The organism is Hylemonella sp. GW821-FHT12C09, from assembly GCF_058807395.1.
The window spans coordinates 50836-69839 of record NZ_JBXAQQ010000010.1 but is presented as its reverse complement, the minus strand read 5'-3'; the positions used below and the strand labels follow the sequence as shown (position 1 = coordinate 69839).

Here is a 19004-nt window from a genome sequence, read left to right as displayed (position 1 = left end):
CCCTCCGTGGAGGGCGGCGGCCGCAGGCCGCATCGGTGCGCATGCAAGGACATTATGGTTCCCCACCTCATCACGGCCCTGACCGGTCCCATCAACGAACTCGAGCAGCGTATCCTCGACTCTATGCCAGCCATCGAGCGCTGGTTCCGCCTGGAGTGGATGGAGCACACGCCGCCTTTCTACACTTCGGTGGACATCCGCAATGCCGGCTTCAAGCTGGCGCCGGTGGACACCAATCTCTACCCCGGTGGCTGGAACAACCTCACGCCCGAGATGCTGCCGCTGGCCGTGCAGGCCGCCATGGCCGCGATCGAGAAGATCTGCCCCGAGGCGCGCAACCTGCTGCTGATCCCCGAGAACCACACGCGCAACACCTTCTACCTGAGCAATGTGGCGCAGCTGCGGCGCATCTTCCACATGGCCGGCCTGAACGTGCGCATTGGCTCGATCAGCCCCGAGATCAAGAAGAACACCACCATCGAGCTGCCCGGCGGCGAGACCGTGACGCTGGAGCCGGTGATCCGCAGCAAGACCCGCCTGGGCCTCAAGGATTTCGACCCCTGCACCATCCTGCTCAACAACGACCTCTCGGCTGGCATCCCCGGCATCCTGGAGGACATCCATGAACAGTACCTGCTGCCGCCGCTGCACGCCGGCTGGTCGGTGCGCCGCAAGAGCAAGCATTTCCAGAGCTACGAGGAAGTGTCCAAGCGCTTCGGCAAGCTCCTGGGCATCGATCCCTGGCTGATCAACCCCATGTTCAACCAGTGCGGCCAGGTCAACTTCGCCCAGAGCAGCGGCATGGAGTGCCTGACCAGCAACGTCGATGCCTTGCTGTCCAAGATCCGCAAGAAGTACAAGGAATACGGCATCAAGGAAAAGCCCTTTGTCGTCGTCAAGGCCGACAACGGCACCTACGGCATGGGCATCATGACCGTGCGTGACGCCAAGGAGCTCGAAGACCTGAACCGCCGCACGCGCAACAAGATGAGCGTGATCAAGGACGGCCAGGAGGTCAGCGAGGTCATCATCCAGGAAGGGGTGCTGACCAACGAGCGCATGCACGACGCCGTGGCCGAGCCCGTGGTCTACATGATGGACCGTTATGTGGTGGGCGGTTTCTACCGCGTGCATGCCGAGCGCGGCGTGGACGAAAACCTCAATGCGCCGGGCTCCAGCTTCGTGCCGCTGGCCTTCGACCAGAGCACCCGCCTGCCCCAGCCTGGCGCCAAACCCGGCGCCAGCGCGCCCAACCGCTTCTACATGTACGGGGTGATCGGCCGCCTGGCCATGCTGGCGGCCAGCTACGAGCTGGAGGCCACGAACCCCGAGGCTGAGGTCTACGAATAAGCGGGCACCAGCCTGAGTTGCTGCGCTGCAACAATCCGGGCTGCCGGCAGGCTGGCCGAGCGGCATCGTTTGGCGCGCCGGGGCGGTCGGAGCACAATAGCGCATCTGCATAGCTCGAACCCCGCCCTCGAAGACGGGGCCCCTTTGTGTCCGCATCTAAATCCTCGCTCGCGGCCCTGACCCTGGGCGCCATCGGTGTTGTCTACGGTGATATCGGCACCAGCGTCCTGTACGCCGTCAAGGAGGTGTTCGGTTCCGGGCACGTGCCTTTCACGCCGGACAACGTCTACGGCATCCTCTCCATCTTTTTCTGGACGTTGACGGTCATCGTCTCGCTCAAGTACGTCACGCTGGTGCTGCGGGCGGACAACAACGGCGAAGGCGGGCTGGTCGCCATGCTGGCGCTGGCCTCGCAGTCGGTCAAGGACAAGCCGGCATTGCGCCGTGTGCTGCTGCTGGTGGGCATCTTCGGCACCTGCCTGTTCTACGGCGACGGCGTCATCACCCCGGCGATCTCGGTGCTGTCGGCGGTGGAAGGCCTGGAGGTGGTGTCGCCCACCTTCAAGAGCGCTGTCATTCCGCTCACCCTGGTGATCCTGTTCGGGCTGTTTGCCGTGCAAAAGCGCGGCACGGCCGGCATCGGCAAGTTCTTCGGGCCCATCACGGTGGTCTGGTTCGCGGTCATCGCCGTGCTGGGCGTGGGGCACATCGCCGGCAACCCGGCCATCCTGTGGGCGCTGAGCCCGCACCATGCCCTGGGCTTCATGTGGCACAACCCGGGCACCACCTTCATCATCCTGGGCGCCGTGGTGCTGTGCGTGACCGGCGGTGAGGCGCTGTACGCCGACATGGGCCACTTTGGCAAGAAGCCGATCCGCCTGGCCTGGTTCTCGGTTGTGATGCCTGCGCTCACGCTGAACTATTTCGGCCAGGGCGCGCTGCTGCTCAAGAACCCCGAGGCTGTGAAGAATCCCTTTTTCATGATGGCGCCCGACTGGGCCCTGCTGCCTCTGGTGGGCCTGGCCACCATGGCCACCGTGATCGCCTCGCAGGCCCTGATCTCCGGGGCCTTCAGCGTGACCAAGCAGGTCATCCAGCTGGGCTACCTGCCGCGCCTGCAGGTGCAGCACACCAGCGTCAAGGACACAGGGCAGATCTACATGCCCTTCGTGAACTGGGGCCTGTTCGTGGCCATCGTGCTGGCGGTGCTGATGTTCCGCTCCTCCAGCAACCTGGCGGCGGCCTACGGCATCGCCGTCACGCTGGACATGCTGATCACCACCGTGCTGACCTTCTTCGTGCTGCGCTACGGCTGGAAGTACCCGCTCGCACTGTGCCTGGCGGCCACCGGCTTCTTTTTCGTGGTGGACCTGGCTTTCTTCAGCTCCAACCTCATGAAACTGCACCATGGGGGCTGGTTCCCGCTGGCCATCGGCGGCGCTGTCTTCATGCTCATGACCACCTGGAAGCAGGGGCGCTCCCAGCTCAACGCGGCCCTGCGCCAGGATGCGCTGGACCTGCCCGGCTTCCTGGAGGCGGTCTTCGTCAGCCCGCCGGTGCGGGTGGAGGGCACGGCCGTCTTCCTGACCGCCGAGGCCGGCAGCGTGCCCAATGCCTTGCTGCACAACCTCAAGCACAACAAGGTGCTGCACGAGAACAACCTCTTCGTCACCGTGCGCAACCACGAGGTGCCCTGGATCGGGCTGGACAAGCGCATCGCCATCGAACCCCTGGGGCACGATTGCTGGCAGGTCACCGTGCACTACGGCTTCAAGAACGATCCCGATCTGCCCAGCGCGCTGGAGCAGGTCCGCACCCAGGGCTGTGCGCTCAACCCCATGACGACCAGCTACTTTCTCTCGCGCGACATCGTCATCCCCACCATGGGGCGTGGCATGTCGCCCTGGCGCGAGAAGCTGTTCGCGCAGATGCACCATAACGCGAGCGCGGCGGCGGAGTTTCTGAACTTGCCGAACAATGCGGTGGTGGAGTTGGGGTCGAAGATCGAGATCTGATTCTCTTTGTCTTGTTTTGGTTTGATTTCGTGGCATTGCCGGGATGTGCCCCCGGCAGGGCAGTAACTTTCTTTTGCGTCGCCAAAAGAAAGTCACCAAAGAAAAGGCGAGCCGGATTCGTCGACCCTCCGCTGCGCTGCGGGCACGCTGCGTTGCTCGGTCTGAGCGGGGTGCGCGCAAACTCGCTGCGCTCAAACATGCGCGCCCCTTTTCCGCTCAGCCCTGTGCTACTCGCCTCCTCATGACGGCGGGGAAACCCAATGCCAAATAACCAAATCCCCAATACAACAAGGACGCGCCATGGCGCGTCCTTGTGGAGTTCGGCTGTGGTGGGGATTCGGTTGTCCGGTTCCCTATGCCGTGTGGCAGGGCTGAGCAGCGCAGCAGCGGGCAGATCAGGGCGGGCGTTGTTTGAGCGCAGCGAGTTCAGCCCGACCCCGCCCGATGCGAGCAGCGCAAGGAACCCCGCCGGGGCGAGACCCGGCTTGCCACGCATACAACCCCGGATCTAGAAAAAGAAAAGCCCGCTCGAAAGCGGGCCTCGGCAAAAGAAGGCAAGAGAAGGATCAACGACCCTTGCGCACTTCCCCCACCAGATAATCCACCACCTGCAGCGAACGCTCCATATTGCGCGTCAGCGTGCCGTCGGTGTAGAAGCGGCCGGCCACGCCCATGGCGGGCACGCCTTCGACCTTGTAGGCGGCGGTCAGCTGGCCGGCGCGGGTGACCTTGGAGGCCACGGTGAAGGAGTTGAACTGTTCCATGAACTTGGTCTTGTCGACCCCCTGGCTGGAAATCCATTCGGCGATGACTTCGGGGTTTTCCAGGCGCTTGCGCTCGCCGTGGATGGCCTGGAAGACCTTGCCGTGGATCTTGTCGACCAGGCCCATGGCTTCCAGTGTGTAGTACAGGCGCTGCTGGCCCTGGTAGGCGCTGCTGAAGGCCACCGGCACGCGCCGGATCACCACGTCCTTGGGCGCGCGCTTGATCCAGGCTTCCAGTGCGGGCTCGAAGGCGTTGCAGTGCGGGCAGTTGTACCAGAAGAACTCGACCACCTCGATCTTGCCGTTGGGCGTTTCGATCGGGGCCGGCTTGTCCAGCGGCAGGTAGTCCTTGCCGGCGTCGAAGCGCTGCTGGGCGAAGGCGGGCAGCACGGTGGCGCCGGCCAGGGCAGCGCCGCAGGCGCGGGAAAAGTCACGACGTTTCATCATTTGCGTTGGCTCCATGAAGATGCCGGGGTGGGACACGCCCCGGCGGTACAAGTTCCGTTCAGACGAATCAGCGCTGCACGCGCACCAGGGCGGTCTCGTGGCCGGCGGCCTCGATCTGGCCCTTGACCTTCTCGGCCTCTTCCTTCTTGTCGTAGGGGCCGACGCGCACGCGGTAGATCTGGCGTCCCGCCTGCTCGCGTTCGGTGACCTTGGCTTCCACGCCGGTCAGCGAGAGCTTGGCACGCTGGGCTTCGGCATCCTCGGGGGTGCGGAAGGCGCCGACCTGGATGAAATAGGCAAAGGGATCGGCAGCACCCGCCTTGGCCTTGGCCAGGTCGCCCAGCGGGTCGGCCGAGGGTTTGCTGTCGGCCTTGGTCGGCGTCTTGACGGCCGGTGCTGGCGTCGCGGGCTTGGCGGCGGCCTTGGGGGCCGAGGCGGCCGCGGCCGGCGGCTTGGTCTTGCCGTAGAGCGGGGCGTTCGGGTCCCAGTCCTTGTTGCGTTTTTCCTCGGCCGCGTCCTGGTCGGGCGTGCGATTCTGTCCCTTGTTCAGGAAGGGCACCGGGGTCTTGGTCACGTAGAGGGCGACGACCAGCGCCACGGCCAGGCCGATGACGACGCCGATGATCAAGCCCAGGATGGTTCCGCCGCGTTGCTGTTTCATGCCTAACCTTTGTCTCGCCTATCTGGATGTCCGATACCGCATCGCAGCCGGCTACATCTTCTCCGGTGCGCTCACACCCAGCACCGCCAGGCCATTGTGCAGTACCTGCGCCGTGGCAGCCACCAGGGCCAGCCGTGCGCGCTTGAGTGCCTCGTCTTCGACCAGGATGCGTTCGGCATCATAGTAGCTGTGGTAGCTGGCGGCCAGCTCGCGCAGGTAGAAGGTCACGTCGTGCGGCGCGAAGTCCTGCGCGGCGGCCGTGAGCATTTCGGGGTACCTGGAGAGCTGTAGCATCAGGCCCTGGGCGGCCGGGCTGTCCAGCAGGGACAGATCGGCGTCCTTGAGCGTGCTGCGGTGGCCGCCTTCCTTCTCGCGCCAGGCGTTGATCACCGAGCAGATGCGCGCATGCGCGTACTGCACGTAGTAGACCGGGTTCTCGTTGTTCTTCTGCACGGCCAGGTCGACGTCAAAGGTGTATTCGGTGTCGGGCTTGCGGCTCAGCAGGAAGAAGCGCACGGCGTCCTTCGAGGTCCACTCGATCAGGTCGCGCAGGGTCACGTAGCTGCCGGCGCGTTTGGAGATCTTCACTTCCTGGCCGCCGCGCACCACGCGCACCATGGTGTGCAGCACGTAGTCGGGGAAACCCTGAGGGATGCCCAGGCCCACGGCCTGCAGGCCGGCGCGCACGCGCGCGATGGTGCCGTGGTGGTCCGTGCCCTGGATGTTCACGACCTTCTCGAAGCCGCGCTCGAACTTGGTGATGTGGTAGGCCACGTCCGGCACGAAGTAGGTGTAGCTGCCGTCGCCCTTGCGCATGACGCGATCCTTGTCGTCGCCGTACTCGGTGGTCTTGAGCCACAGGGCGCCGTCCTGCTCGTAGGTCTTGCCGGCCTCGCGCAGCCGCTGCACGGCGGCGTCGACCTTGCCGCTGGTGTACAGGCTGGACTCGAGGTAGTAGTTGTCGAACTTCACCTCGAAGGCCTTGAGGTCCAGGTCCTGCTCGTGGCGCAGGTAGGCCACGGCAAACAGGCGCATGCCGTCCAGGTCGTTCACGTCGCCGCTGCCGGTGAATTCCCGGTCATCGGACTTGACCGTCTTCTTCGCCATGAAGTCGGCCGCGATGTCGGCGATGTAGTCGCCGTTGTAGGCGGCTTCCGGCCACTCGGCATCGCCTGGCTTGAAGCCCTTGGCGCGCAGCTGCACGCTGTTGGCCAGGGTGCCGATCTGCACGCCGGCGTCGTTGTAATAGAACTCGCGGCAGACCTCCCAGCCCTGGGTCTGGAACAGGTTGCAGATCGCGTCGCCCAGGGCGCCCTGGCGGCCGTGGCCCACGTGCAGCGGGCCCGTGGGGTTGGCCGAGACGAACTCGACCATCATGCGCCGGCCCTTGGCTTTTTGCTCACCGTAGTGCCGGCCCTGCGACAGCACCTCGCGCACCACCTGCTGCTTGGCCGCGGGCTTGAGGCGGATGTTGATGAAGCCGGGCCCGGCGATCTCCACCGCTTCGACCCAGGTCGAGAAGGCCGGGGTGGCCAGCAGCGCGCTGCGCAGGCTCTCGGCCACCTGGCGCGGGGGCTGTTTCAGGGGTTTGGCCAGCTGCATGGCCGCCGTGGTGGCCAGGTCGCCGTGCTCGGCAATCTTGGGGGATTCAAAGGCCGCGCGCGCGCCGGCGCCGGGCAGCAACTGCTCCAGCACGATGCCGAGGGTCTGGAGCAGTTCGTTTTTGACAGTCAACATGGGGCTTGATTCTACTGACCGGGGCTGCGCCGTCCGCCGATGCGCCGCCCATCCCGGGGTAACCGTTTGTCAGCAGGATTGCGGGCTGTCCCGTTGTATGCTGGAATCGGGCTGCGATTCACCCACCCCAAACCGTTCATAACTTGGAGGAGACACCATGAAGAAACTGCTTTCCCTGCTCGCCCTCGGCCTGTGCCTGAGCCTTGGCGTTGCGCACGCCGATGAGGAGAAGAAGGCCCCCACCGCCCAGCAGAACAAGATGGGCATGTGCAACAAGGAGGCCGGCGACAAGAAGGGCGACGAGCGCAAGGCCTTCATGAGCGAGTGCCTCAAGGCCAAGCCGGCTGCCGCTACCGCCAAGGCCACGCCCCAGCAGGAGCGCATGAAGAAGTGCAACGCCGACGCCACCGGCAAGACCGGCGACGATCGCAAGAAATTCATGAGCCAGTGCCTGAGCAATAAATAAGCACCAGCGCTGCTGGTAGACAACCCCGCGCGGCCGACCGCTCGCGGGGTTTTTTCATGGGCCGGGCGCCGGTCCGCTGCCTCAGCGGCGGACCTGCCAGAAGCCGGGCTGGCCGTAATGGTGCTTGAGAAAGTCCACCCACAGCCGCACGCGCAGCGGCAGGTGCTTGCGCTGCGGGAACACCGCATAGATGCCGTTGGGCGGTGCAGCGAACTCCTCCAGCACGGCCACCAGGCGGCCTTCGGCAATATCCTCTTCCACCTCCCAGGAGCTGCGCCAGGCGATGCCATGACCGGCCAGGCACCAGTTGTGCAGCACCTGGCCGTCCGAGCAGTCCATGGGGCCGCTGGGGCGCAGGTGCATGACCTCGCTGTCGTTGCCGCTGGCAGACGCCGCGCCCGACAGGGCGCTTTCATGTTGCCGCCCCTGGGCGTTACGCGGAACACGAAACGCCCACCCGCGGGTTTGCGAAGCGTCGCTGGACAGCACCAGGCAGTCGAAGCGCGTCAGGTCCTGGGGCACCAGGGGCGTGCCGTGGCGCTTGAGAAAGTCGGGCGTGGCCACGCACAGGCGCCGGTTGTCGGCCATGCGCACGCTGACCAGGGACGAGTCCGGCATGTCGCCCACGCGCACCGCGCAGTCATAACCCTCGCCAGCGATATCCACCACGCGGTCGCTGAGGTTCAGGGAAATCGTCACATCGGCATGCAGTTCGCGGAATTTCGGGATCAGGGGCGCCACATGGCGGCGGCCGAAACCGGCCGGTGCCGTGATCCGCAGATGGCCGCTGGCCTTGACACCGCCGGCCGAGACACTGGCTTCGGCATTGGCCACATCAGTGAGCAGGCGCTGGCAATCTTCCAGGAAGGCGCTGCCTTCGTGGGTCAGACTGATGCGGCGCGTGGTGCGCACCAGCAGTTTCACGCCCAGGCGTTCTTCCAGCGCGTCCAGCCGCCGGCCCATGATGGCGGGGGCCACGCCCTCGGCGTGGGCGGCCGCGGTCAGGCTGCCGCGGGTGGCCACCGAGACAAAGGACTCCATTTGCTTGAGCTTGTCCATCGGTCAATTATGTCTCTGCATGCGTCTAATTGAGGAAAAACAAGACGGATTTGTTCATTTTTGAGAAAATCCGGGAACAACTTCTGCGGCGCCCGTGAACACCTCACCTGCCTCGATGTATCCCGAAAGCCTGCCCCGGCTGGAGGAAGAGGCCATACAGATGCGCATGATGCGCGAGCTCTTCGCGCGCACGCGTGAATCGGCGCTGGTGGGTTTCCTGCCGGTATTCCTGATCGTCTGGTCGCACTGGACGGCCCAGCCGCTCGGGCAGTTGCTGCTGTGGGCCGCTTGTGCCCTGCTGGTGCTCGCTTTTCGCGTCCTGCTGGCCCATGTTTTCCTGTCGGTCCTGCCGCAGACCCAGATCGTGCACGGGCGGTTGTGGTTCGGCCTGGAGTGGCTGGGCTCCATCGGCCTGGCCGCCGTCTGGGTCGGCAGCATCACCATGGTGGGCACGGGCCAGGTCGATGCGCTGTTCTTCCTGCGCCTGATCTTCATCGTGGCCCTCGTGGCCTTCCTGCTGAGCGCGCTGGGCATCGAGATGCGGCTCTACGCCAGCTTCATGACCGCCATCGTGGCCGGCACGGTGTGGCAATTGCACCGGCACTACCCGGGTTTTGTCCAGGAGCTGCCGGTGGTGAACTGGGCTTTCGTGGTCTATGCGGTCATGCTGCTGGTGCGCAGCCGCGGCGAGCACCGGCGCACGCGCGAATGGGTGCGCGCGCGCCTGACCCAGCGCAAGCTGCTGGACCAGCTGCACCAGAACATCCAGCACGAACTGCAGATGCATGAGCTGCTGCGCAGTCGCACCCAGGAGCTGGAGGCCACCAACCGCAAGCTCGGTGAACTGGCCATCCGCGACGGCCTGACCGGTGCCTTCCGCCGCGGCCACATCGAGGCCGAATTGCGCCGCCAGGTCAAGGCCTGGGAGCGCCAGCCCGAGGACTTCTCCATCCTCCTGCTGGACATCGATTTCTTCAAGCGCGTCAATGACACGCATGGCCACGCCGTGGGTGACGACGTGCTGCGGCGCCTGGCGACGCGGGCCCAGGAAACGCTGCGAGGCAGCGACATCTTTGGCCGCTGGGGTGGGGAAGAGTTCATCGTGTTGCTGCCGGCCACGCCCTTGTCGCAGGCCGTGGAGGCCGGCGAACGCGTGCGCCTGGCCATCGCCGACCTGGCGTTCACGGGCGAGGGCGGGCGCCACTTCGGCATCACCGTTTCGGTCGGGGTGGCCCAGCTGGCGCCCGGCGAAACGGCCGAAACCCTGACCCAGCGCGCCGACAAGGCGCTCTACGCCGCCAAGACCGCCGGGCGCAACCGTGTGCTGGCCTACGAGCCCGGGCAGACCCAGTTCAGCCCGCTCTGAGGAACGCGTTAAGGGCCGCCTAACAGGCCCTTGCGCAAATGCAAATGGCGCCCGGCCGGTGGCGGGCGCATGATGGGCGCCCATGAACACCCCCGCTTCCACCCCCACCCTGGCGCTGGAGACCTTGCGCGACTGGATCGGCCTCAGCGAATCCCGCGAGGACCAGCTCACCGCCACGCCGGTGGCCGCCCTCTCGGCGACGCTGGACCGTGAGGACCCGGCCCCCGTGCCCGGCACCGCGCTGCCGCCCCTGTGGCACTGGCTGTACTTCACGCCGCTGACGCGCCACAGCGAGATCGGCGAAGACGGTCACGCCAAACGTGGCGGTTTCCTGCCGCCGGTGCCGCTGCCGCGGCGTATGTGGGCTGGCGGGCGGCTGGATTTTCTGCAGCCGCTGCGCGTGGGCGAGCGCGTGACACGCGTGTCGACCATCCAGGACGTGACGGTAAAGGAGGGCCGCAGCGGCGCCCTGGTCTTCGTCTGCGTGCGCCATGCATTCAGCAACGCCCAGGGCCTGGCGCTGAGCGAAGAGCACGACATCGTCTACCGCGACGCGCCGGCTCCCGGCGCGCCGCAGCCGGCCCCCACGCCCGCGCCGCGCGACGAGCAGTTCAGCCGCGAGATCGTGCCCGACCCCGTGCTGCTGTTCCGTTACTCGGCGCTCACCTTCAACGGCCACCGCATCCACTATGACCGCAGCTACGTCACCGGTGTGGAGGGCTATCCCGGCCTCATCGTGCACGGCCCGCTGATCGCCACGCTGCTGCTGGACCTGCTGCGCCGTCACCAGCCCGATGCAAAAGTCAGGCGTTTCAGCTTCAAGGCCGTACGCCCCACCTTCGACATCCATCCCTTCACGGTCTGCGGCAAGGTCGAAGGCAGGACGGTATCCCTCTGGAGCCGTGACCACGAAGGCTGGCTGACCATGCAAGGCACGGCGGAAATATGAAGCACCCCCGAGACGCTGCGCGTCTCCCCCTCAAGGGGGCGCAGCCAGTGGCCCGGCAAAGCCGGTTCCACGGCTGCCACGCACGGCCGGCTGCGCGGCCTTGAATTTCCATACACACAACATATGAGCACGAACGACATTTACCAGGACATCCGCGATGCGGTGCGCGCCCTCTGCGCCCAGTTCCCGGACGAATACCACCGCAAGATCGACGAGCAGCGCGGCTACCCCGAAGCCTTCGTCGATGCCCTGACGAAAGCCGGCTGGATGGCTGCGCTCATCCCCCAGGAATACGGCGGCTCGGGCCTGTCCATGGCCGAGGCCTCCGTCATCATGGAGGAGATCAACCGCTCGGGGGGCAACTCCGGCGCCTGCCATGGCCAGATGTATGTGATGAACGCCATCGTGCGCAGCGGCTCCCAGAAGCAGAAAGAGCAGTTCCTGCCCAGGATCGCCGCCGGCGAGCTGCGCATCCAGTCCATGGGTGTGACCGAGCCCACCACCGGCAGCGACACCACCAAGCTCAAGACCACAGCCGTGCGCAAGGATGGCCGCTGGGTCATCAACGGCCAGAAGGTCTGGATTTCGCGCATCCAGCACAGCGACCTGATGATCCTGCTGGCACGCACCACGCCGGCGGACCAGGTGCAAAAGCGTTCCGAGGGCCTGTCCTGCTTCCTGGTCGACCTGCACCAGGCCGTCGGCAAGGGGCTCACGGTGCGCCCCATCCTCAACATGGTCAACCACGAGACCAATGAGCTGTTCTTCGACAACCTGGAGATCCCCGAGGAAAACCTGCTGGGCGAGGAAGGCAAGGGCTTCAAGACCCTGCTCGACGGCCTGAACGCCGAGCGCACGCTCATCGCCGCCGAGTGCATCGGCGATGGCTACTGGTTCATCGACCGCGCCAGCCGCTACGCCAAGGACCGCGTGGTGTTCGGTCGGCCCATCGGGCAGAACCAGGGCGTGCAGTTCCCCATTGCCGAGGCCTTCATCGAACTGGAGGCGGCCAACCTGATGCGCTGGAAGGCCTGCGAGAAGATCGACGCACACGAGAACGCCGGCGCCGAAGCGAACATGGCCAAGTACCTGGCGGCCAAGGCCAGCTGGGAGGCGGCCAATGTCTGCCTGCAGACGCACGGCGGTTTCGGCTTTGCCTGCGAATACGACATCGAGCGCAAGTTCCGCGAGACACGGCTCTACCAGGTGGCGCCGATTTCCACGAACATGATCTTCTCCTACGTGGCCGAGCACATCCTCGGCCTGCCACGGAGTTTTTGATGCACCCCCTGAGCGGCTGCGCCGCTCCCCCCTCAAGGGGGGCGCTCCCAGCGGACTGGCAAAGCCAGCTCCGCGGGAGCCCTGGGTTGAAGCCCTGGCGCGTGGACACTGAAATTTCGCGAATCAAACCATGAAACCTCTATCTGGCATCACCGTCGTCACGCTCGAACACGCCATTGCGGCGCCTTTCTGTTCGCGCCAGCTGGCCGACCAGGGCGCGCGTGTCATCAAGGTCGAGCGCCCCGAGGTCGGTGACTTCGCGCGGGGTTACGACAGCCGTGTGAACGGCCTGTCTTCGCACTTCACCTGGACCAACCGCTCCAAGGAAAGCCTGGCGCTCGATCTCAAGCACGCCAGGGCCGGCGAGATCATGGACAGGCTGCTCAGCAGCGCCGATGTGCTGGTGCAGAACCTCGCGCCCGGCGCCGCCGCGCGCATGGGCCTGTCCTTCGACGCCCTGCACGAGACGTACCCCCGGCTCATCGTCTGCGACATCTCGGGTTATGGCGACAGCGGCCCCTACCGCGACAAGAAGGCCTACGACCTGCTGATCCAGAGCGAGGCCGGTTTTCTCTCGGTGACGGGCTCGCCCGACGAGCCTGCCAAGGCCGGCTGTTCGATTGCCGACATCGCCGCCGGCATGTACGCCTACACCAACATCCTCACATCTCTGATCCAGCGCAGCAAGACGGGGCTGGGCCGGCGCATCGACGTCTCCATGCTGGAGAGCATGGCCGAGTGGATGAGTTTCCCCATGTACTACGCGTATGACGGTGCCGCTCCGCCGCCGCGCGCCGGCGCCTCGCACGCCACCATCTACCCTTATGGCCCGTTCGCGGCCGGCGATGGCAAGAGTGTCATGCTGGGCCTGCAGAACGAGCGCGAGTGGGCCGTGTTCTGCGAGCAGGTCCTGCAGCAGCCCGCACTGGCGAAAGACGCGCGTTTCGACGCCAACGCCAAGCGTTCGGCGGCGCGCGCCGAAGTCCAGGCGCTGATCGAAACCGCCTTTGGCAAGCTCAGCGCGGCCCAGGTGATCGAACGACTGGAAGCGGCCGGCATCGCCAACGCCCAGGTCAACACCATGGCCGATCTGTGGGCGCACCCGCAGCTGGCCGCGCGCCAGCGCTGGACCGAGGTCAGCACCCCCGTCGGCCCGGTGCCTGCGTTGCTGCCACCCGGTGCACCAGACGCTGCCCATGTGCGTATGGACGCCATCCCCGCCGTGGGCCAGCACAGCGAGGCCATCCTGCGTGAGCTGGGCCTGAGCGCTGCAGACATAGAACACCTCAAGAACGACAAGGCCATCTGACACCATGACCGCACCTTCCTCCCAGGCGCTGGCCGAATTCGCCGCCACGCTGCAGTTCGAATCCATTCCCGCTCCGGTGATCCGCCGCACCGAAGACCTGCTGCTGGACTGGTTCGGCTCTGCGCTCGCCGGCAAGAACGCGCGCGCCGTCGAGATCCTGGCCACCTTCGTCGAAAGCATGGGGCCCAGCGACGGCCCGAGCGAAATCCTGATCCACCGGCGCAGCAGCAGCCCCCTGCTGGCCGCCATGGCCAATGCGGCCGCCTCGCACGTGGCCGAGCAGGACGACGTGCACAACGGTTCGGTCTTCCACCCGGCCACGGTCGTGTTCCCGCCCGCACTGGCGGTGGCGCAGGCCCTGGGCCGCAGTGGCAAAGAGTTGCTCACGGCCTGTGTGGCGGGTTACGAGGTCGGCATCCGCGTCGGTGAGTTCCTCGGTCGTTCGCACTACAAGGTCTTCCACACCACGGGCACGGCCGGCACGCTGGCGGCGGCCGCAGCCGTGGGTCATTTGCTCAAGCTGAACCCGGAGCAGATGCTGAACGCCTTCGGTTCGGCCGGCACGCAGTCGGCCGGCCTGTGGGAGTTCCTGCGCGACGCGGCGGACTCCAAGCAGTTGCACACCGCCCATGCGGCCGGCGCCGGCCTCACCGCGGCTTACCTTGCGCAAAAGGGATACACCGGCGCACGACGCATCCTCGAAGGCCCGCAGGGCCTGGCGGCCGGCATGTCCAGCGACGCGGATCTCAGCAGGCTCACCGATGGCCTGGGGACGCGCTGGGCCACCGCCGAAACCTCCTTCAAGTTCCACGCCTCCTGCCGCCACACGCACCCGGCGGCCGACGCGCTGCAGCAGGTCTTGCGCGAACACCAGCTCAAGGCCGGCGATGTGAAACGCGTGACCGCGCTGGTGCACCAGGGCGCCATCGACGTGCTGGGCCCGGTGACCGATCCGCAGACCGTGCACCAGAGCAAGTTCTCCATGGGCACGGTGCTGGGGCTGGTGGCCGTTCTGGGCCGCGCCGGCCTGAGTGAATTCGACGCCAGTTTCAAGTCCGGTGAGGTGACGGCCTTCCACGACAAGGTGGTGATGGAGCTCGACCCCGAGGTGGACGCGGCCTACCCCGCGCGCTGGATCGGCAAGGTGCGCGTGGAAACGGCCGACGGCCGCCTGTTGCATGGTCGTGTGGACGAGCCCAAGGGCGACCCGGGCAATACCCTGAGCCGTCCCGAACTCGAAGACAAGGCCCTGCGCCTGGCCCTGTACCACGGCGGCGCCAGCGAGGCCGAGATGCGCGCCGCCATGGCCCGGCTCTGGGCCATCGCCGACGCACCACAGGTGGGCCGGCTGCTGTCCTGACGCACCGGCGTGGCAAATCCCCAGGACCCATGGGCCTTAGGGATGACCCGGCTTGTTCGTACGCCGTATCTGAACGAGCATAGGCACCATAAGAAGGAAAAGGGAGTTCCCCATTCATCCAAGCTACGAGGACGACACACCATGAAACTGAACCGCAGAATTTTCACCGCCGCCGCCGTGGCCTCCACCCTGGCCCTGGGCAGCAGCCTGGCCCAGGCGCAGGCCTACCCGGCCAAGCCGATCAGCCTGGTCGTTCCTTTCTCGGCCGGCGGCCCCACCGACATCGTGGCGCGCACCCTGGCCGCCACCATGACCAAGTCCCTGGGCCAGAGCGTGGTGGTCGAGAACAAGGTCGGCGCGGGCGGCACCATCGCCGCCAGCCTCGTGATGAAGGCCGCGCCGGACGGCTATACCTTCCTGATCCACCACAACGGCATGGCCACTGCGCCGGCCCTGTACCGCAAGCTGGCCTACAACCCCGTGACCGATTTCGAGCACGTGGGCAACGTCGTCGACGTGCCCATGACCATGATCGCGCGCAAGGACATGGCTGCCAAAAACATGGGCGAGCTGGTGAGCTACATCAAGGCCAATGCCGACAAGGTCAACCTGGCCAACGCCGGCCTGGGCGCGGTCTCGCACCTCTGCGGCACGCTGTTCCAGCAGGCCCTGGGCGTGACGGTGACCACGGTGCCTTTCTCGGGCACGGGCCCCGCACTCAACGCACTGCTCGGCGGCCAGGTCGACCTGTTGTGCGACCAGACCACCAACACCGTGCCGCACATCAAGGCCGGCACCGTCAAGATGTACGGCGTGACCACCAAGCAGCGCATCAAGGCCCTGCCCGATGCGCCCACCTTGAGTGAAGGCGGCCTCAAGGACTTCGAGGTCATCGTCTGGCACGGTGTCTACGCGCCCAAGGGCACGCCGGCGGCCGTGGTGCAGAAGTTTGGCGACGCCATGCGCGACGCCCTGAAGGACCCGGCTTTCGTGAGCCGCATGGCCGACCTTGGCGGTGAGATTCCCCCGGCGGGGCGCCAGTCCTCCGAAGGCCAGCGGGCCTGGCTGACGGCCGAAGTCGACAAGTGGGGCAAGGCCATCCGCGCTGCCGGCCAGTTCGCCGACTGACCGCGACGGCATGTGCCATGCAAAACGCCGGGTCCGCCCGGCGTTTTGCATGGATGCCCCCGGGCCTTGCGGCAGGAGTAGCATCGCCTCTGGATTCCCCGTCAAGCAGCCCGCCACACCATGACCGATCTCGTTGTCCGCCGCCTCCTCGTCGACATGGACGCCCCGATGGCGCGTCACTGGTGCGCCGACGATCCGTTCCGTACCGCCTTCTTCAACGCCTTGTCCATGAGCTTCCCGGTGGGGGAGCAGTTCTTCATCGATGCCGTGCGCCAGGGTTACCAGGCCCTGCCCGGCGATCTGCAGGCGCAGTTCAAGACGGAGGTGCAGGGTTTCGTGGGCCAGGAAGCCACCCACCGGCGCCTGCACGAGCTGTACAACCAGCAGCTGGGCAAGCAGGGCCTGGAGAACCGCTGGGGTCCGCGCGCGCAGCGGCGACTCAAGCAACTGGAAGACCTGGATCCGCGACACCCGCTGGCCATCACCGCGGCCAACGAACATTTCACGGCCATCTTTGCCGACTGGCTGCTCAAGCACCCCGAGGTGCTCGGCAGCACAGACCGCCGGCTGGCCACCCTGTGGCTGTGGCACAGCGCCGAAGAGGCCGAGCACCGTTGCACGGCCTTCGGCCTCTACAAGGCGTTGGGTGGCAACGAAGCGTGGCGCATCACATGGTTTCGCCGCGCGACGATGTTCTTCCTTGGCGACCTGCTGCGCCAGACGGTGCTCAACCTGCGGCGAGACACAACGCTGTGGCGCTGGTCCACCTGGACCAGCGCGCTTGGTTTTCTTTTCGGCCAGCAGGGCCTGGTGCGCTGCACCTTCAAGCCCTGGCGCGACTACCTGCGCGCTGATTTCCACCCGGCGCAGCATGATGCGCTGGCCTCGCGCCACTGGCTGGAGGCCAACCGCAGCGCCTACACCCCGGTCGGGGGCTGAGTCGGGCGCAGGCAGCCGCCTGTCAGAAGGAGGAGTGGAGTCCGCGCTTCACCTGCTGCTCCGCCATCACGAAGTTGGCGATGGCGATCACCAGCGACGCGCCCAGGGCCAGCAGGCCGATGAGCAGTGCCTTCATGCTCGGCGCCGCCAGGCCCAGCAGGGTGAACAGGACAAAGACGGCCAGCAGCGAGATCTTGAAGCGGAACAGCAGGGTGTGGTGCATGGGGTGGTCAGAGCAGCTGGGCGCTCGTGTGCAATACGGGAGCGGTCGATTGTCCGGAGGGGCTGTCGTGCAGACAAGCGCGTATCCGTATCAGCGGTAACGAAGCGTATGGCCTTGGCCGTCTCGCCCAGACACGCTTCCTATCCACCGCCCTGCTTCGCATCCTCCACCAGCAAATCTACCAGCTCCCGTGCATAGGCCGGCAGCGCGTCCAGGCTGCGCACCACGATCTGCATGGCGCGTTCGGCCCAGGCGTCGGCCAGGGGCACGATGCTGATGGCCATGGTCTGCGCGTGGCGGTGCGCCGCCGAGCCGGGCAGGATGGCCACGCCCACCGCGGCCTCCACCATGCGGCAGGCCGCCTCGAAGTTGCTGACCTGGATGCGTTGCTGCATGGGGCGGTGCAGCCCTTCGCAGATCTGCTGCAGGAAGGCGCGGATGGCGCTGCTCTCGGCCAGGCCCACGTGGTCGAAGTCCAGCGTGTCGGCAAAGCTCACGGCGCTGGCGCCGGCCAGCGCGTGGCCGCGCGGCAGCACCAGCACCAGACGGTCGCGCCGGTAGGGCAGCACCTGCAGGTTCTCGGTGCGCACCAGACCCGCCACGATGCCGATGTCGGTCTGGCCCTCGGACACGGCGCGCACGATGTCGTGGCTCAGGCGCTCCTGCAGGTCCACGTTCACATCCGGGTGCGCCAGCAGGTAAGAGCGCAGCACGGGCGGCAGGAATTCACCCAGGGCCGTGGTGTTGGCATGCACGCGCAGATGGCCGCGGATGCCGCGCGCGTACTCCTGCAGGTCGGTGCGCAGGTGTTCCAGCTGGCCCAGCACCAGGCGGGCGTGGTGCACAAAGGCCTGGCCCGGCGGCGTGAGCGTCACGCCCTGGGAGCTGCGGTGCAGCAGCTTGACGCCCAGACTTTCCTCGATGGCCTTGATGCGGGTGCTGGCCGCGGGGGCCGACATATGGGCCGCCTCGGCGCCTTTGGTCAGGCTGTCGGCTTCGGCGATGCGCACCATGAGGCGCAGATCGACCAGATCAAAGGGCATGTTCATCAAAATTGGCTGTCAAAACGCCACAGATCATGAAAGAAGGCGTTGATTACTGTGTTTCCGTCGTCGACCGCCCTGATTATGCCGCGCCCGACCTTCGAGACCCCAAAAAACTCGATTCGATACTTTTTGTTCGCAATTTACGCATTATTTTGCTATTAATGGTTTTGAAAGTATCAAATAAAGTGGAGGCATGGAAAAAGCCCGCGCCCCAGCCACGTCCCAGCCGAAAGCCGTGCTGTTTGACGCCTATGGCACCTTGTTCGACGTCTACAGCGTCGGCCTGGTGGCGGAGCAGCTGTTCCCCGGCCAGGGCCAGGCCCTGGGCCAGCTCTGGCGCGAGAAGCAGATCGAATACACGCGCCTGGTCACCACCAGCAACCACGGCACGCACTACCAGCCCTTCTGGCAGCTCACGCAGGCCGGCCTGCGTTACGCCTGCAAGCGCCTCAAGCTCACCCTCACGCCCGAGGCTGAGCTGCAGTTGATGAACCAGTACCGCCACCTGAGTGCCTTCCCCGAGAACCGGGACGTGCTGCAGGCGCTCAAGGCACGCGGCATCACGACCGGCATCCTTTCCAACGGCGACCCCGAGATGCTGGGCATCGCCGTGCGCAGCGCGGGCCTCGAAGGCCTGCTGGACCACGTGATCAGCGTGGACGCCGTGCGCAAGTACAAGACCCACCCCGAGGCGTACGCGCTGGGCGAGCAGGCGACCGGCCTGCGTGCCACGCAGATCGTCTTCGTCAGCAGCAACAGCTGGGACGCACTGGCAGCCACCTGGTACGGCTACCGGACCTTGTGGGTCAACCGCTATGCGCTGCCTTTCGAGGAACTGGGCACCCAGCCCACGCGCACCGGCAACACGCTCAACGACGTGCTCGGCTTCTTCCCCGCGGAATGA

At 66.1% G+C, this 19004-nt stretch carries 17 protein-coding genes; 11 read left to right on the top strand and 6 right to left on the bottom strand.

From position 1 onward, the window contains the following. Nucleotides 1-54 precede the first annotated feature (54 nt). On the top strand, nt 55-1350 hold the full coding sequence (gene gshA / locus AC1RRP_RS15825) for a glutamate--cysteine ligase (protein WP_493037839.1): 1296 nt from the start codon (nt 55-57) through the stop codon (nt 1348-1350). A gap of 146 nt (nt 1351-1496) precedes the next feature. Further along, a complete protein-coding gene (locus tag AC1RRP_RS15820; protein WP_493037837.1) occupies nt 1497-3365 on the top strand; it encodes a potassium transporter Kup in 1869 nt (622 codons plus the stop codon). Between the two features lie 566 nt (nt 3366-3931). On the opposite strand, the gene AC1RRP_RS15815 is transcribed toward AC1RRP_RS15820, so the two are convergent. The 3 genes from AC1RRP_RS15815 to argS form a co-directional block, all read right to left on the bottom strand. After that, nucleotides 3932-4573: a thiol:disulfide interchange protein DsbA/DsbL gene (locus tag AC1RRP_RS15815; RefSeq protein WP_493037991.1), complete on the bottom strand. Its 642-nt coding sequence runs from the start codon at nt 4571-4573 to the stop codon at nt 3932-3934. A gap of 70 nt (nt 4574-4643) precedes the next feature. Further along, nucleotides 4644-5237 (bottom strand): SPOR domain-containing protein, encoded by a 594-nt coding sequence (locus AC1RRP_RS15810; protein ID WP_493037836.1) that lies wholly within the window; start codon nt 5235-5237, stop codon nt 4644-4646. Nucleotides 5238-5288: 51 nt separating this feature from the next. Further along, a complete protein-coding gene (gene argS, locus AC1RRP_RS15805) occupies nt 5289-6974 on the bottom strand; it encodes an arginine--tRNA ligase (protein WP_493037834.1) in 1686 nt (561 codons plus the stop codon). Between the two features lie 157 nt (nt 6975-7131). Here argS and AC1RRP_RS15800 point away from each other — a divergent pair, with 157 nt between their 5' ends. Next, nucleotides 7132-7440, top strand: coding sequence for a PsiF family protein (locus AC1RRP_RS15800; RefSeq protein WP_493037832.1), 309 nt, complete (start codon nt 7132-7134; stop codon nt 7438-7440). Nucleotides 7441-7521: 81 nt separating this feature from the next. Here AC1RRP_RS15800 and AC1RRP_RS15795 read toward each other — a convergent pair whose 3' ends face one another. After that, entirely contained in the window at nt 7522-8499 is a 978-nt protein-coding gene (locus AC1RRP_RS15795; protein WP_493037830.1) for a LysR family transcriptional regulator, read from the bottom strand. Between the two features lie 94 nt (nt 8500-8593). Between AC1RRP_RS15795 and AC1RRP_RS15790 the strand changes: the two genes are divergently transcribed. The 7 genes from AC1RRP_RS15790 (at nt 8594) to AC1RRP_RS15760 (ending at nt 16831) form a co-directional block, all read left to right on the top strand. Next, nucleotides 8594-9865, top strand: coding sequence for a GGDEF domain-containing protein (locus AC1RRP_RS15790; RefSeq protein ID WP_493037828.1), 1272 nt, complete (start codon nt 8594-8596; stop codon nt 9863-9865). An 82-nt stretch (nt 9866-9947) separates the two neighbouring features. Then, nucleotides 9948-10814 (top strand): HTD2 family dehydratase, encoded by an 867-nt coding sequence (locus AC1RRP_RS15785; protein WP_493037826.1) that lies wholly within the window; start codon nt 9948-9950, stop codon nt 10812-10814. A 123-nt stretch (nt 10815-10937) separates the two neighbouring features. Then, a complete protein-coding gene (locus tag AC1RRP_RS15780; RefSeq protein WP_493037824.1) occupies nt 10938-12095 on the top strand; it encodes an acyl-CoA dehydrogenase family protein in 1158 nt (385 codons plus the stop codon). A gap of 130 nt (nt 12096-12225) precedes the next feature. After that, a complete protein-coding gene (locus tag AC1RRP_RS15775) occupies nt 12226-13404 on the top strand; it encodes a CaiB/BaiF CoA transferase family protein (protein WP_493037822.1) in 1179 nt (392 codons plus the stop codon). 4 nt (nt 13405-13408) lie between these two features. Continuing rightward, entirely contained in the window at nt 13409-14764 is a 1356-nt protein-coding gene (locus AC1RRP_RS15770; protein ID WP_493037820.1) for an MmgE/PrpD family protein, read from the top strand. 141 nt (nt 14765-14905) lie between these two features. Beyond that, nucleotides 14906-15892: a tripartite tricarboxylate transporter substrate-binding protein gene (locus tag AC1RRP_RS15765; protein WP_493037818.1), complete on the top strand. Its 987-nt coding sequence runs from the start codon at nt 14906-14908 to the stop codon at nt 15890-15892. A gap of 120 nt (nt 15893-16012) precedes the next feature. Further along, a complete protein-coding gene (locus tag AC1RRP_RS15760; RefSeq protein WP_493037816.1) occupies nt 16013-16831 on the top strand; it encodes a metal-dependent hydrolase in 819 nt (272 codons plus the stop codon). A 22-nt stretch (nt 16832-16853) separates the two neighbouring features. Here the strand turns inward: AC1RRP_RS15760 and AC1RRP_RS15755 are convergent, their stop codons facing one another. Together AC1RRP_RS15755 and AC1RRP_RS15750 are read right to left on the bottom strand one after the other, a co-directional pair. Next, nucleotides 16854-17054, bottom strand: coding sequence for a hypothetical protein (locus AC1RRP_RS15755; RefSeq protein WP_493037814.1), 201 nt, complete (start codon nt 17052-17054; stop codon nt 16854-16856). A 140-nt stretch (nt 17055-17194) separates the two neighbouring features. After that, nucleotides 17195-18103, bottom strand: a complete 909-nt coding sequence (locus tag AC1RRP_RS15750; RefSeq protein WP_493037812.1) for a LysR substrate-binding domain-containing protein — start codon at nt 18101-18103, stop codon at nt 17195-17197. Between the two features lie 190 nt (nt 18104-18293). Here AC1RRP_RS15750 and AC1RRP_RS15745 point away from each other — a divergent pair, with 190 nt between their 5' ends. Further along, nucleotides 18294-19004: a haloacid dehalogenase type II gene (locus AC1RRP_RS15745; protein WP_493037810.1), complete on the top strand. Its 711-nt coding sequence runs from the start codon at nt 18294-18296 to the stop codon at nt 19002-19004.

Bases quoted from the DNA above. Each gene is read 5' to 3' on its own strand.
- AC1RRP_RS15810 (WP_493037836.1), bottom strand. From the start codon at position 5,237: ATGAAACAGCAACGCGGCGGAACCATCCTGGGCTTGATCATCGGCGTC.
- AC1RRP_RS15770 (WP_493037820.1), top strand. From the start codon at position 13,409: ATGACCGCACCTTCCTCCCAGGCGCTGGCCGAATTCGCCGCCACGCTG.
- AC1RRP_RS15745 (WP_493037810.1), top strand. From the start codon at position 18,294: ATGGAAAAAGCCCGCGCCCCAGCCACGTCCCAGCCGAAAGCCGTGCTG.
- AC1RRP_RS15755 (WP_493037814.1), bottom strand. From the start codon at position 17,054: ATGCACCACACCCTGCTGTTCCGCTTCAAGATCTCGCTGCTGGCCGTC.
- AC1RRP_RS15815 (WP_493037991.1), bottom strand. From the start codon at position 4,573: ATGAAACGTCGTGACTTTTCCCGCGCCTGCGGCGCTGCCCTGGCCGGC.
- AC1RRP_RS15795 (WP_493037830.1), bottom strand. From the start codon at position 8,499: ATGGACAAGCTCAAGCAAATGGAGTCCTTTGTCTCGGTGGCCACCCGC.
- AC1RRP_RS15750 (WP_493037812.1), bottom strand. From the start codon at position 18,103: ATGAACATGCCCTTTGATCTGGTCGATCTGCGCCTCATGGTGCGCATC.
- AC1RRP_RS15800 (WP_493037832.1), top strand. From the start codon at position 7,132: ATGAAGAAACTGCTTTCCCTGCTCGCCCTCGGCCTGTGCCTGAGCCTT.
- AC1RRP_RS15775 (WP_493037822.1), top strand. From the start codon at position 12,226: ATGAAACCTCTATCTGGCATCACCGTCGTCACGCTCGAACACGCCATT.
- AC1RRP_RS15785 (WP_493037826.1), top strand. From the start codon at position 9,948: ATGAACACCCCCGCTTCCACCCCCACCCTGGCGCTGGAGACCTTGCGC.
- AC1RRP_RS15760 (WP_493037816.1), top strand. From the start codon at position 16,013: ATGACCGATCTCGTTGTCCGCCGCCTCCTCGTCGACATGGACGCCCCG.
- AC1RRP_RS15780 (WP_493037824.1), top strand. From the start codon at position 10,938: ATGAGCACGAACGACATTTACCAGGACATCCGCGATGCGGTGCGCGCC.
- gshA (WP_493037839.1), top strand. From the start codon at position 55: ATGGTTCCCCACCTCATCACGGCCCTGACCGGTCCCATCAACGAACTC.
- argS (WP_493037834.1), bottom strand. From the start codon at position 6,974: ATGTTGACTGTCAAAAACGAACTGCTCCAGACCCTCGGCATCGTGCTG.
- AC1RRP_RS15765 (WP_493037818.1), top strand. From the start codon at position 14,906: ATGAAACTGAACCGCAGAATTTTCACCGCCGCCGCCGTGGCCTCCACC.